This is a genomic window from Stieleria mannarensis (genome assembly GCF_014154935.1).
Classification (GTDB): domain Bacteria; phylum Planctomycetota; class Planctomycetia; order Pirellulales; family Pirellulaceae; genus Stieleria; species Stieleria mannarensis.
In genome coordinates this window covers 15,990-31,016 of record NZ_JACEHH010000002.1, presented here as the reverse complement: position 1 = coordinate 31,016, position 15,027 = coordinate 15,990, and the positions used below count along the sequence as shown (strand labels likewise).

General features: G+C 60.5%; 6 protein-coding genes. 5 read left to right on the top strand and 1 reads right to left on the bottom strand.

The genetic code is table 11. The annotated features are described in order from the left end of the window. Window positions 1-209 precede the first annotated feature (209 nt). Both H1B37_RS01525 and H1B37_RS01520 read left to right on the top strand, forming a co-directional pair. On the top strand, window positions 210-1,388 hold the full coding sequence (locus tag H1B37_RS01525) for a GNAT family N-acetyltransferase (RefSeq protein ID WP_220497985.1): 1,179 nt from the start codon (window positions 210-212) through the stop codon (window positions 1,386-1,388). A 214-nt stretch (window positions 1,389-1,602) separates the two neighbouring features. Next, on the top strand, window positions 1,603-4,347 hold the full coding sequence (locus tag H1B37_RS01520) for a hypothetical protein (protein WP_182864851.1): 2,745 nt from the start codon (window positions 1,603-1,605) through the stop codon (window positions 4,345-4,347). On the opposite strand, the gene H1B37_RS01515 is transcribed toward H1B37_RS01520, so the two are convergent. Beyond that, a complete protein-coding gene (locus H1B37_RS01515) occupies window positions 4,344-5,597 on the bottom strand; it encodes a M48 family metalloprotease (RefSeq protein ID WP_182864850.1) in 1,254 nt (417 codons plus the stop codon). The genes H1B37_RS01520 and H1B37_RS01515 overlap by 4 nt on opposite strands. 386 nt (window positions 5,598-5,983) lie before the next feature. Between H1B37_RS01515 and uvrA the strand changes: the two genes are divergently transcribed. The 3 genes from uvrA (at window position 5,984) to H1B37_RS01500 (ending at window position 14,950) form a co-directional block, all read left to right on the top strand. Beyond that, a complete protein-coding gene (uvrA, locus tag H1B37_RS01510; RefSeq protein ID WP_182864849.1) occupies window positions 5,984-12,421 on the top strand; it encodes an excinuclease ABC subunit UvrA in 6,438 nt (2,145 codons plus the stop codon). A gap of 147 nt (window positions 12,422-12,568) precedes the next feature. Continuing rightward, on the top strand, window positions 12,569-13,780 hold the full coding sequence (locus H1B37_RS01505; RefSeq protein ID WP_182864848.1) for a class I SAM-dependent methyltransferase: 1,212 nt from the start codon (window positions 12,569-12,571) through the stop codon (window positions 13,778-13,780). Between the two features lie 360 nt (window positions 13,781-14,140). After that, entirely contained in the window at window positions 14,141-14,950 is an 810-nt protein-coding gene (locus tag H1B37_RS01500; RefSeq protein ID WP_182864847.1) for a signal peptide-containing protein, read from the top strand. Window positions 14,951-15,027: the final 77 nt, after the last annotated feature.

Here is a 15,027-nt window from a genome sequence, read left to right as displayed (position 1 = left end):
ATTGATTGAATCGTTTTCGATGACTGAACAGGACATTACGAGTCTGAAGCGTTAGCGACTGGGCCTGTCCCGCCACTTGCTAGCGCTGCGGGCTCGTCAATCAACAGGCCGGTAAGCCGGTGGTGCGTGATGTGATGCTGTCGGGCGATCTGGCAAGTTTGCGACGTATGGTTGGCAGTCACCTGTTTTCCATCCCGCCTGAGACTGCCATGGTCGCGACTCTGCCATCCCCGTCGTCAGCCTGTTTTGAGACAAACTCTCCGCAGTTCAGCGGACGCATCATCGACGATCCCGCTGCATTGGAGTCGCTCGTGCCTGCCTGGCGGGATCTGGTCGCACGGTGTGCTTGGCGCAACCCGTGTTACGAACCGGAGTTTCTGATCCCGTTGCTGAAGCATCGCGGCGACGAATCGGTTGGGTTGTTAGTGATCGAAGGTGCCTCGGCGATGGATACGAATCGGCACTTGTATGGCGTGATGCCGCTGGTGAGCAAGTCTTTCTATCGCTTGCCGATCCGATCGGTGCATGCTTGGCGGCCCGTCGAAGCATTTGATTCGACCCCGTTGTTGGATCGTGAGCACGGCGACCAGGCGTTGTCCGCGATCTTCACGACGCTCTCGGGGCGGGGCGTCCGTCTGTTGGCCTTCGACACCGTCTCGGCCGACGCGGCGTTTGACGGCCTGATCCGTCGTGCGGCGACACAGCAGGATCGCGCCGTCTTCACGCGCGACCGCTTTTCTCGAGCCGCGATGCATCCGGGGGACGACGCCGATACGTATCTGCGACAGTCGATGTCCAAGAATCGTCGCAAGAAAGCCAAGCGATTGCTAAAGAAACTTCAAGCGGTCGGCAGCGTTTCGCTGGAACACTCCTCGGAAGCAAACGACGTTCACCAGTGGGCGCATGACTTTGTCGATCTGGAAGCTGCCGGTTGGAAAGGACGCCAGGGGACCGCGATGGCGTGCCGAAGCGAATCGCTCGCATTCTTTTTGGAAATGGTCGACCGATGTGCGCAGCAGGATTCGATCCGATTCGGCCGATTGACACTCGACGGCGCCCCGATCGCCATGCTAGTCGACCTTCACAGCGGCGGTCAGGTCAGTGGATACAAGACGACCTACGACGAGCGATTCGCCGAGTATTCGCCCGGGTTCCTGCTGGAAATGCAAAACGTGCATTGGCTTCACGAGCTCGGCTGCACGGTTTGTGATTCGTGTACGGATCCGAATAATGAACTGATCAACGGCCTGTACGCCCAGCGTCTCGCGTTTCAAAGCATCGCGATCGGGTTGGACAGCGGGATGCATTGGCCGGTCACCTCGCTGTTGCCGTGGATGCAATCGTCGGCGCGCTTTGCAAAATCCTGCGTGCGAAGAATCAGACGCTGAACAAGCGGGATCAGCGAATACGAGTACGAAACGCGAGCGGCCTGTTGATTGAATCGACAGACCGCAAGCGAGCGTGTTTGGATCCAGCGACTTTCTTTTTTTTAGCGGGACAGTTAAGGGAAACTCGGCCGGACCACGCAGGGGGCTGGTGAGTCGGGAATGCTCCGATCTCTCCACCCCAAATCTTCTGCCTTTGGTCCACAAGGTCGCTGCAATGTTCCCCAAAACCTTCACGTTCGGTCAAAAACGTTCAAGTCGCTCCAAAAAGCCCCCGACGAAACGGCGTTCGACGGCGCGTCGGATCACGCGTCCGCTGGAAACCCTCGAAGCCCGCCAATTGATGGCCGCCGATGCGACGCCGCTCTCGCTGTTGGATATCACCGCGAGCGATCACACCGCGGCGCTCGTCGCCACGGTTGAATCGGGCCAGCAGTCCGACCAGTCGACGCAGGCCGCACAATCGCAAACGTCGCAATTGTCCGCGGCGGCCCGCCAGACCGTCGACGCGATGAAGGCGATCGCCGACCAAACCGGCCGGATCGCACTGGACCAAATCGATCAATTCGCCTCGTTCGCGGGCATCGTGATCGAAGCGCCAACGTTCGGCAGCGACGGCTCGGTCACCGGGACGACGACCTTCGGCCAATCCGACGCTCCGGTCTTGTTTCAATATGTCGGCAATGCTCTGGGAAGCAACGCACTGGGAACCGATTCACTGGGGCATTGGGTGTTGGCCGTCAAGACCGATCTGGGGGCGCTGGCCCAAAGCAACGACTTGATCGAATCGCCGCTGGAATTTAAGTCGCCGATCGTCGTCTTCTCGGCCGCCGTAGGGGAAATCGAATCGTCAGCGATGTCGACACAGGCCCAAGACTTTTACGGCGATCTGTACGCGTCAGATGATTTCACCGTCCGATTGCAACGCGGCGTCAACGTGCTGACGACCGCGACGATCGCGGAGGATTCGATTCCGGGCGAATTGCTCAATCGCGTCGGCTTGGACATTCCGGAGATCCAAATCGAAGGCGTCTTGTTCAGCGAGTTTTCCAACGATGTCGTCCAGCAATGGAAATCCGAACCCAAAGACACGGGTTTCTGGGAGGAGCTGCGTGAAGACGTGATGCTGAGGGCGACCTTGCCCCAAATCGTCATCAACGACCTGCCGCCAAACCTGAGTGTCGGCAACGCGTTCCTGGTGTGGCAATCGCCCGGCACCGACCAAGACCAATTGTACGTCAGCGTTGATCTGGCGATGGCTCAAAGCGACGGTTCGATCGTCGAACTGTCCGGACGCGTCGGCATCGCCGAAACACCGACCGGAAACGAGTTTCGCTTGTCCGCGACCGCTCGCAACATCAACAACGCGTTCGGCGTGACGGGACTGGACCTGGACGAAGTCATCTTGCTGATCAGCATGAACACCGTCAAAGCACCGGCACCGGGCCAGGCAGGGGCGAATCAAGTCGGGCCGACCGCGGTGCCATCGGTCAGCGTCGGCGTGCTGGCGGACATGCAACTGGGCGGACGCCATGTGTCGATTGCCGGCAAGGTGGATTTCAGCATGGCCGCCGGAACGCCGGTCAAGATCGCACTTCGCGGTGAACTGGAATCACTCTCCAGCACCGACCTGATGAATTTTGCCAAGCGTTTGACGGGGCTGGGAGAAGTCTCCACCGACCCGAGCAAAACGCCGGCGTTCGAAATTCGCGACGTCGTCCTCAACATCGCCCCGCTCGGCGGCGACGTCGAACTGGGCATCGAAGACGGCATCGGTGTCCGGGGCGAACTGTACATCAAAGGAACTTTGGCCGGCCGCGTCGACGGATTGATCGATCGCACCGGGATCACGCCGGTCGTCCGACTGAAAGCTTGGACGCGGGCGTTCGATCTGGGCGCCCTTTCGGTCACCGACGTCAACATCGACATTCTGATGTCCGAAAGCAACCAGGACCACTTCATCGTCAGCGGCGGTGTCAAAATGCTGGGCGTTTCGCACGATGTCGACATCCACATCACGCCACGCCGCATGTATTACAACATCACCACGGAAGTCGATGGATTGGGCATGGTGGATTACGAATTCGAAGCCTCGTCCATCGGCGTTCCGTTCTGGACCTACCGTGCGGTGGTTCGCAATGATTTAAGTGCGACGCTGGAGGGCAAGGTCGCCGGCGGGTTGAACGATTGGATCGACCAGGCCCGCAAGGATTTCGACAAAGCCCAAGCCGGACTCGATGCGGCCCAACGAGAGGTCGACAAACTGATCGGCCAACGTGATGCGGCGATCAAAGAAGCCCAACGCGATTTCGACGAGATCAAATCGGATCTGGTGGCCGCGGAAAGAGCCGTCGCGTCGCTTTCCTCCAAAGTCAATTCGCTCCGCAAAACCGAAAGCGCCCGTTATTCGACGTGGCGCAAGGCCGTTCGCAGCCGCAAAGCGGCTAAGTGGTACAACTACGCCCAACGTCGGGCGTACGAAGTCGCGACCTACGCCAGGTACGCCTCCACCAAGGGACTTCGCTTGGCCGCCCAGGGATCGTTGAACGTCGCCAACGCGACCATGTCGGCCGTGCGTGCATCGGCGGGCTGGATCCTTGACGCCGCCGGCCCCGAGGCTCATCCGGACGTGATTCGCATCAATGCCGAACTGGCCCTCAAGAATGCTGCGTTGGATGTCGCCCAATTGGCGGTCCAAGCCGCCGAGGAAGTCGCGACCGGTGCGGTCGGAGCGTTGGCGTTTGTCGCCGAGCACCATGACGACCTGTTCATGATCGACCAAGTCTCGTTCGAGGGCACGCTGTCGGCGATGTTGGCTGACAATGCGGTGGATTTCCAAATCGACTATCGATTCATGAACAAGTCCCACAGCATGGGCTTGCATCTGGCCGCCCCCGACCTGGACCTGGATGACATCGCCAAACAGATCGTCCGCGACGTCAAAGCAGGGTTGGCAACCTAACCGGCAAACGCGTCGATCCGATCGCTGATCCCGGGATGAAGCCACGTCGGCTTGCGGGCCGCGTCGCTATCTTCGGTCACACGCAGCAGCGCCGCGGCGAGCTGGTGTCCCGCGTCGCTCTCGGTCGCCGGAACTTCGGCGCAGGTCTGGGCAACCGACGGCGCCAAACGGCAGGCGACCGCATCGGCGTCGTATTCACTGCGGTAGCTGACAACCCGCAAGATCAACACCGTGGCCAGCAGGCTCAGGGCACTGCCGAGCGTTCCGGCCCAATCCGCTGCCCAATCTGCCCCCCAAGCGGAAAGCGAATCGTGCATCAGCCCCCGCTCCAGCGCCGCACCGGCCAGCCAAGCGGGAACCAGGGCGGCAATCCGCAGCGGCACGTGAAACCGTCTCGCATGCGCCACCTCGTGCAAAATCACCATCGCAAGTTCCTCGCGGCTGAGCTCTCGGACCAACCGGTCGCTCAACATCAGCACGCGAAAACGCCCCAACAATCCGGCGATCATCGCATTGTGGGTTTGCAGCCCCGTGTCCCATTGCACGATCTTGCAGCGTCGGATCCCGGCAGCCGCGACAACGGATTGGATCCATTGCAGCGTCGCATCATCCAGCGGCGTCGTCGGAAAGATGCGTCGGACCAAGACCGGGATCCCGGCGACCAGCAATAATCCGAGCGCGCCCCAGGCCACCCACGGCGGCACCTGATCCCCGATCGATGTCAGAGCGACCAAGTCGACCAGTGCCAAAATTCCGACGATCGGGGCGACCAGCCAGCCGACGCTGCACCGCAGTGTCGCGACGATCGACTTCAACCCTGCCCACACGCTGGGCCGCACCAACCCCAGCCGCGCCGCAAACAGATACTCGCCCGCCCACAATCCGGACATCATCGCCATCGCGGGAAACAGCAGCACCATGGCCTGTAGCGCCAGCGAATTCTGAACCAGCGGCAATTGATCCAAATTGCGCCCGAGCCCGAATCCGCCCAGACACAGCAGCACCAATCCCAAGGAAAACCAGCGAAAACACTCGGTTTGACGATCAAACCAATCGTAACCCACCCGCGCGTCCACTTCGCCTTGATCGATCAATCGCACCACCAAACGCACCGCCAGGTAGCAAAGCACCCACCAAGCGAGGATCACCAGCGCGGTGAAACCGGCCGCTCGGGCGAAGGATTGGCTGGACGCGGGCAGCGACCCCAAGCTGAGCGAGAGGATGACGGCCAGAAAGTAGTAGAGCTGCATCGGCAAACGGGGAAGCGTGGGATGTGCATTGCGGCAGTGGGAGAGCCTTCTGGTGGTCTACCGCAGCTCAATTTTCGTACTTGACGATGGGTTCCGAGGGTCGCCGTGTTCTCCGAACTCGGCGCCCCAAAAGCGAAGCTTTTCCCCGCGCCGACCTCGGAGAGGACGGCGACTGTCCCGCCCATTGGAACAAAGCACTAGCCTGGCATCAGTGGGAGAGGCGTTCAGTATCACTGCGTTTCTCGCCGAGGTCTCCCTTCTTTCCCAGCCCAATCACGAATTAGCCGCAGAGCGGTCCAGATTTTCCGGTCATTTCGCCAAATAGACGCTCCCTGTAGACTATCCGGACAAGGAATGCCGTCTTCTACTGACCACGAATTGCCCGAATGTCGACGACCGAAATCCTGGTCAAGGGTGCCCGCGAGCACAACCTCCGTGATGTCAATCTGACGCTGCCACGCGGCGAATTGGTCTGTTTTTCCGGTGTCTCGGGCAGCGGAAAGTCCTCCCTGGCCTTCGACACGCTGTACGCCGAAGGCCAACGCCGCTACGTCGAATCGCTGTCGAATTACGCGCGGCAATTCATGGGGCAGATGCCCAAACCCGACGTCGATTTGGTCAGCGGACTGAGCCCTTCGATTTCGATCGCCCAAAAATCGACCGGTAACAATCCCCGCAGCACCGTCGGGACGATCACCGAAATCTACGATTTTCTGCGGGTGCTGTTCGCCCGGGTCGCGACGCCGAATTGCCCCAATTGCCACGTCCCCATCGCCGCCCAACCGTCCGACGCCATCACGTCACGGATCTTGGACTTGGATCCGGAACAAACCATTTGGGTTTTGGCGCCGTTGGTGCGGGGGCACAAGGGCGAGTTCAAGGACTTGTTCGAGGATCTGCGTAAACAGGGGTTCACGCGAGCACGCGTGGACAACGAAACGATCTTGCTGTCCGACCCGCCGCCGCTGGATCGCGCCCGCCGCCACGACGTCGAAGTGGTCGTCGACCGCGTGGGGATCGATGATCGTGACCGCGGCCGCATCAACGAAGCGGTCGACCAGGCCCTGAAGCTGGGCGACGCGTCGCTGATCGTGTCGCTTTCGGATCCCAACAGCGATTCGGCCAGACCGGCCAAAGAAGACATCTTGTTTTCGTCACGCTACTCCTGCGGCTCCTGTGGCGAAAGCTTCCGCGCGCCGACGCCCCAGCTGTTCTCCTTCAACAGCCCCCAGGGGATGTGCGAAGCCTGTGACGGGCTCGGGCACCTGTACACCTTCGTCCCCGAATTGATCATCCCCGACGAATCGCTGTCGATCCGCAAGGGGGCGATCACGCTGTTGGGCAAGTGGGGTGACATCGGTCGCTATCGCCGGCACATCTACAAAGGCTTTGCGACGGCGATGGACAAGCTGTTGGAGCTTGATCCGGGGACGATGCTGGAAACGCGTTGGCGTGACCTTCCGGTCGAAGCACAAAAGTTATGGTTGTGGGGCAGCGAGTCGACTTACGAATTGACCTGGCGCGGCGGCCGCAAGAGTCGCAAGTACACCGGTTCGTTCGACGGGTTCATTCCCGAACTTCTGGATCGCTACCGGACGACCAAGAACAAGATGCAGCTGCGGCATCTTGAAAAACACATGAACACGATCGATTGCGTCGATTGCCAGGGGCGTCGGCTGAATCGACAGGCCAGTGCGGCGACGATCACGACCGCCTCGGCCGCTTTTGAAGACAGCCGCGCGCGCTCGCTGCCCGAATTGTGCGAGCTGTCGATCGACCAGCTGAGCGACTTCTTTGACGAAATTAATCTCGGCGAAACCGATGCGAAAATCGCCGCCGAAGCGTTGAAAGAGATTCGCACCCGGCTGGGATTCCTGCTCGGCGTCGGCTTGGACTATCTGACGCTAGGACGAACCGCCCCCACGCTCTCCGGCGGCGAATCGCAACGCATTCGACTGGCCGGCCAAATCGGCAGCGGTCTGGTCGGTGTCTTGTACATCTTGGACGAACCGTCGATCGGATTGCACGCCCGCGACAACGATCGGTTGATCGAAACCCTGGTGCGGCTAAGAGACGCCGGCAACACACTGATCGTGGTCGAACACGACGAAGACACGATGCGGGCGTCCGATCGGATTGTCGATTTCGGCCCCGGCCCGGGCGTCCGTGGCGGCGAAATCGTCGGCATCGGCGACGCCGACGCATTGGGCAGCAACAAACGCAGCGTGACCGGCCAGTTCCTCGCCGGGAATCGACAAATCGCGATCCCCGAAACCTTGCGTCCGATCGATGGCGAGGAACAACTGACGATTCACGGCGCTCGGTTTCACAACCTGCGGAACGTCGACGCAACGATTCCGCTGGGGACTGTGACCTGCGTGACCGGTGTTTCCGGAAGCGGAAAAAGTTCGCTGATCGGCGGCATTCTGGAACCGGCACTGCGTCGCGAGCTAAACGGGGCCGAGTGCGAACCCGGAGACCACGATTCGATCAGCGGTCTGGAATTTCTGGACAAGACGATCGCGATCGACCAATCCCCGATCGGCCGAACGCCACGCAGCAACCCGGCGACGTACGTCAAAGTCTTTGACGAAATCCGCAACCTGTTCGCCAAACTGACCGAAGCGAAAACGCGGGGTTACACCGCCAGCCGGTTTAGTTTCAACGTCGACGGCGGACGCTGTGCGGCTTGCGACGGCAACGGTGCGTCGAAACTGGAAATGGACTTCCTGGCCGACATCTGGGTGACGTGTCCGGTCTGCGGCGGCAAACGCTACAACCGCGAAACGCTGTCGGTCCAATTCAAGGGCGCTTCGATCGCCGACGTGCTGGAGATGGACATCGCCCAGGCGCTGAAATTGTTTGAAAACGTCCCCAAGGTCGCCGAAAAACTGCAAACGCTGGTCGACGTCGGCTTGGAGTATCTCAAGCTCGGCCAACCCTCCCCGACCCTTTCCGGCGGCGAAGCACAACGGATCAAGCTGTCGCGTGAATTGAGTAAACGCGAAACCGGCAAGACGTTGTACGTTTTGGACGAACCGACGACGGGGCTGCACTTTGCCGACATCGAATTGTTGCTCCGCGTGATCCACGGGCTGGCCGATCGCGGCAACACGGTGGTGATCGTCGAACACAACATGGACGTCATCAAAACGGCCGACTACGTGCTCGACCTTGGCCCCGAAGGCGGCGCCGGTGGCGGTCAGATCGTTGCCCAGGGACGTCCGGCCGAAATCGCCAAGAACATGGACAGCCACACCGGGGCGGCGCTGGCCAAGGTGATGGGCGTCAAGCGTCGCAGGCCGGCAAAACATCACGCCACCGCCAAGCCATCGGCCGCATTGGCACCGCCGCCGGAAAAGGCCAAAACCCACTTGGTCGTCCAGTCCGCAGCGGAACACAATTTGAAATCGGTGTCGGCGGAGATCCCCCGCGATGCCATGACCGTGTTCTGCGGCCCCAGCGGCAGCGGCAAAAGCTCGATGGCGATGGACACAATCTACGCCGAAGGCCAACGCCGTTACGTCGAATCGCTGTCGTCCTACGCCCGGCAATTCATCGGCCAAGTTCAAAAGCCCAAGGTCGAACGGATCGAGGGCTTATCACCGGCAGTGGCGTTGGAACAAAAGAACCTCGGTCATTCCCCACGCAGCACCGTCGGCACAGTCACCGAGATCTTTGATTTTCTACGCATCTTGATGGCGCGTTTGGGCATCCGTCATTGCCCGGACTGCGGCGTCGAAGTCGGCACGCAGACGCCCGAACAGATCGCCGAGAAAGTTTTGTCGATGCCCGAAGGCACGCGTGCCCTGCTGCTTGCGCCGATCGAGGTCGTGGCCGGTGAAGCGTCCAAGGACACGTGGCAATCGCTGCGCAGCCAAGGCTACCAACGGATTCGCGTCGACGGAAAGACGATCGCGCTCGATGACGCCCCCGCACTGGATCCGCGCAAGCGACAAACCGTCCAGGTCGTCGTCGACCGGATCGCGGTCAATCCGGAAGAACGCTCGCGCATCAGCGACAGTGTCGAACAAGCGTTGTCGTTGGGGATCGGAGTGATCCAAGTCGCGATCGCACATCCGGACCGCGAAGAACAGCATTGGGAAACGATCACCCACAGCCAGCACTTGGTCTGTGGCGATTGCGGACGGTCCTTTCCCACGTTGACGCCGCACCACTTTTCATTCAACAGCTCGGTCGGATGGTGTCCGCAGTGCGAAGGGTTGGGCATGCAGACGGGAACCAACCCGGCGGCGCTGATCGATTCGCCTCGCAAGACACTTGCCGAAGGTGCCGCGTTGCTTTGGCCCAGCGTCGACCAGGAAGTCTCGATGTGGCTGCTGCGCGCCCTTTCGCGGCAAACCGGCATCCCGATCGATATTCCCTTTGACGAATTGACGGCGACGCACCGCAGAATGTTGTTCCATGGTCTTGGCGAGCGTTGGATTGAGGTTCACCAAAACGACGCCAAGCCGGGATCGAGTTCGCACAAGAAGTTGTTCCGCTATCGATTCAAAGGGTTCTATCCGGCGCTCGAGGAGGCGTCGCGTTTGACACCGGGATTGCGTGGCAAGCTGGAACAGTTCGTCGACGACATCAATTGCAGCGCCTGCGACGGGTCTCGATTGCGAGAGGAAGCCGCGGCGTGCAAATTCCGTGGCTGGACGATGGCCGATCTGGTTCATATGCCGCTGGATCGATTGGACGACGTCGTTTCGGATTGGAAACTTGATCGCCGAGAGAAAAAGATCGCCGGCGAGTTGGTGCGGGAGATTCAATCGCGGGTTCGGTTCCTGCTGGATGTCGGATTGAATTACTTGACGTTGCATCGTGGTGCGGCAACCCTGTCCGGCGGCGAAGCCCAACGGATCCGATTGGCCGCCCAACTCGGCAGCGGATTGTGCGGCGTGCTGTACGTGTTGGACGAACCCACAATCGGGCTGCACCCACGCGACAATCTGCGTCTGCTTTCGGCATTGCATCGGTTGCGTGATTTGGGCAACACGCTGTTGGTTGTCGAACATGACCGGGACGTGATTGCCGGCAGCGACTACCTCTGTGACTTTGGCCCCCGAGCCGGTCGGCACGGCGGACGGATCGTTGCCGAAGGCCACCCGACGGGGCTGACGCCGATCGAACAAAGTGTCACGGCGGGTTACATCAACGGCACCAAGCACATTCCCTTACCCTCGGTCCGGCGCCCGGTGATGACCGACGGCGGCAAGCCGCTGGTGGGCTATTTGACCTTGGTCGGTGCCTCGGAAAACAACCTCGATCACGTCGATTTAAAGTTACCCTTGGGCGTGTTGACGGTCGTCACCGGCCCCAGCGGCAGCGGCAAAAGCACTCTCGTCGAAGGAACCCTGTATCCGATCCTGGGCAAGCGGTTGCATCGATTGCGAATGAAGCCCGGACGGCATGAGAAGGTCGAAGGTTTGCGGCACATCGACAAAGTGATCCGCGTCGATCAATCGCCGCTGGGCAACACGCCCAGCAGCAATCCGGCGACTTACACCGGCGTGTTCGATCTGATTCGAAACCTGTTTGCGATGATCCCCGAAGCGGTCGAACGCAAATTCATTGCGCGGACGTTTAGTTTTAATGTCCCCGGCGGACGCTGCGAGACCTGTGAAGGCAGCGGGCAACGCAAAATCGAAATGCACTTTTTGCCCGACGTCTGGGTGCCCTGTGAAGAATGCGGATCGCGGCGTTACAACGAAGACGTGCTGGAGATCAAGTATCACGGCAAGTCGATTGCCGATGTGTTGGCCATGCCCTGCGGCGAGGCGGTCGAATTGTTTGCCGCCGAACCACGGATCGTCCGCGTGCTGCAAACTTTGTGTGACGTCGGTTTGGACTACGTCACGTTGGGGCAATCCGCACCGACTCTGTCTGGCGGAGAAGCCCAACGCGTGAAACTGGCGTCGGAACTCGCGCGTCCGGGGACCGGCAGGACGTTGTACCTGCTGGACGAACCGACGACCGGATTGCACTTTGATGACATCGCGAAACTGTTGGACGTGATTCAGCGTCTGGTCGATCTGGGCAACACCTGTGTCGTCATCGAACACAACCTGGACGTCGTCAAATGTGCCGACTGGGTCATCGACATGGGGCCGGGGGCCGGCGTCGACGGCGGAAAAATCGTTTTCGAAGGCACGCCCGAACAGCTTGCCGCGACCGCGACGTCAGCGACCGAGGGGCCGGTGTCCGTCACCGCATCCTTTGTCGCCGAAGCGCTCGATCCCTCGCTGAAGTCTTCCCCGACGGCGAAGCCAAAACCGAAGCCGAAAGCCTCTCGTCGAAAATCGTCCACCTTGCGAATCGATTCGGCCGGCCAAACGAAATCCGCTTCCAAGTCGGCGGCGAAATCGAATGGGCAAGTGAAGAAGGCGAAAGCCAATCGCAAGACAAAGAAGCCAGATTCGAATTCCGTTTGGAAAACACTCGGCCGGAAATGGCATTCGATGCCCAAAGGTTTCGACGACAACCAGAAGCCGGATTGGCCGATCAAGTTGCCGGACCGTTTGTTCGATCAGATCGAAAAGATCGGCGGTGAGGATTGTTTGCGGATGTCGGCGGCCAACCGCGTCGACGTGGTCGGTGCCGATGGTGACGTCAAACTGTCGATCCGCACGCGTGATTTGGATGCGGTCAAGATCGTCGCCAGCGAACCACTCGATCCGGCCGAAGCGGATGATCTGGGCGAGGCAAAGATCGTGGTCTCAGGCGACAAGGAAGCGACCACATTGGCCATCAACCGACTCGGCCAAGCGACCAAACCCGCCCTCCGCCGCTTCCTCAAACGCGCCCTGACAACCTAGCATGCCAGCGGGACGCGTCAGCGAGCGGCACCGGTCACCAAATCATCATCGCCGGCCACTGGCTCACGCCACGTGCTGGCATCATCGCGGCCACTGGCGCACGCCACGTGCTGGCATTAAACCGCGACCACTTACCGAATTCAAACGATGCCCCGCACCCCATCCCCCCACGACCTCGCCGGCTGTGAAGACGCGCTGCGCATGGCGATCCAGCACGGCGTTTGGGACACCGCCGTGGCGGCCAAAGTCCGCTCGATGGTGGGTGAAGACCTCGCGGCCGTCGTCCTGGTGTCGCTGAATCTGCAATCTAAAGCGCGGGCCAAACTGGGCGATGGGATCTGGTGGTGCACCGAACGTTCGCTCCGCCAAGCGACCCCCGCGTCGGTCGCCGACTTGAAGGCCCGCTGGATGCATTGCACCACCGTGGTCGACGGATGTTGTGGGTTGGGCGCCGACACTCTGGCAATCGCCAAGGCATGCGGTTCTTCAAACCGTCCGATCACCGCGGTGGATACCGATCCCATGATGGTTGCGATGGCCACGGAAAACCTGCGGTTGAATTTGGGTTCCATCCCGGCAAAGCTCGACGTGCGCTGTGACGACGTCGCCACGTTTGCGATTCCCGGCGACGCGACCGTGCATCTGGATCCCGATCGCCGCAACGATGCCGGCCGCAAGGTTCGCCCCGAAGACTACTCACCGCCTTGGGACGTGGTGGAACAAGTTTTGGATCGCTGTCAGGCGGGGATCGTTAAACTGGCACCGGCCGCCGAGATCGAAGACCGGTCGCAGCGGCATCGCGTGTGGATTTCACTTGACGGCAGTGTCCGCGAACAAACGTTACTGACCGCTAGCGCGATCGATCGGGCCGGTGCCAGCCTTGGGCAGCGACTTGCCGAATCCGCGCGCTCCGCGGTCGTGCTGGGGAAAGATGGCAATGTCGCGGTTCACAGCAACGAGCGGATCGACCAAACGGTTGCCCGGCATGACAAACCGCTGGCCTACTTGGCCGACCCCGACGCCGCCATCCGAGCCGCCGGACTGACCGAATCGTTTGCCGATCGACACGGCTATGCCGCCATCGGCGGCCCCAGCGGTTTCTTGACCGGTGAAACAGAAATCACCGGTGACCTGGCGATCTGTGAACCCGTGATCTGGTCGGGCGCCTGCGATGACCGCAAGTTGCGCAAGACCTTGCGATCGATGAATTGCTATCCCTGGCGAGTCAAAACGCGGGGCGTGTCCCAGAATCCCAACGTACTGGAAAAACGCTACCGCCCCTGCGGCGAGCGGCCGGTCACGTTGTGGATCGGAAAGGGAATCCGACGTCAATTCGCGGCGTTGACCGCGCCTGAATGACCGGTCCCGCCTCTTGAGGTCGTGCGGTTTTTCAAATTAACCCTCCCTGGAAGGGAGGGTCGAGCGTAGCGAGGGGAGGGTCGATTGGTGGTGGCTGAGTGCTTCCGAGCCACAACGCCCCCTCCCCGCGTCGTCGCTCACTCCTCCGCGCCCCTCCCAGAGGGAGGGTGAAGTCGTAAACGCCTCGTCTCTCCGCGGATAAAAACCGCACGGCCTCTTCTGGCGAAGGTGGCTACGTTTGAACCGATCGTATTTTCCGATTTTTCCTGTCACATTTCCCGCCCGCCTTCGACTCCCCTGATACAGACCGTCAAATCGGTCATTTTCAGGTCGTATTCCACTCTTTGAAGGTTGGTTGTCATGTTCCGAGCGGTCAAGTATTCCGTCGCCGCGTTTCTGGCGGTCCTGATCGGCGGCGTTTTGTTGCTGGGGCCGGGTTTCTTTAGCTACGTGCGAACCTCGGCGCGGTCGGTGCAAGATTCCGTCCAGGAAACTGTGCCGATCGAGTTTGAACTGCGGCGGGCCCGCGATCTGATCGAAGCCATCTTGCCCGAATTGCAAGCCCAAGTGCGGATGATCGCCCAGGAAGAAGTCGAGATCGCCGCACTGCGGCGAGACGTTTCGCAAACCGAGCACCGTCTGGAGGATGAATTCGCGTCGCTTTCCAAGCTGCGCGACCAGATGCGGACACAAACCGTGTCGTTCAAAGCGGACGGTCGCAACCTGAATCGAACGCAAATGACCGAGCAGCTTGCCAGACGCCTGGACCGCTACAAGACGAGCCGACTTGCGCTGGCCGCCAAGGAACGTCTGCTGGAAAAGCGAAACGAATCGCTGGCCGCGGCGCTAGCATCCTTGGATTCGATGCGTCACCGAAAAGCCGAACTGGAGCAGAAGGTCGAGGCGTTGGCGGCTCAAGCCCGATTGGTCCAAGCATCCAAGATCGATGCGGGAATCCAACTCAACGGAAGCGACTTGTCCGATGCCGATCAATTGCTGCAACAGATTGAAACGCGATTGGCCGTCGCCCAGCGGGTCCTGGAACACGAACAAGACGTCTTTGCGATCGAACTGGAGGGGGAAAATCAAAGCGAAGATCAGGTCCTGGCGGACTATGACGAGTACTTCGGCAACGAAAACGCTCCGCCACCGTTGGTGTCTAGCCTTTAGGCCAATGCCACTTACTTTTTGAGCCGACGGCGCTAGCCGCGGGCCTTGGCTTGCGCTTCGAGACTTGTAAGGCCCGA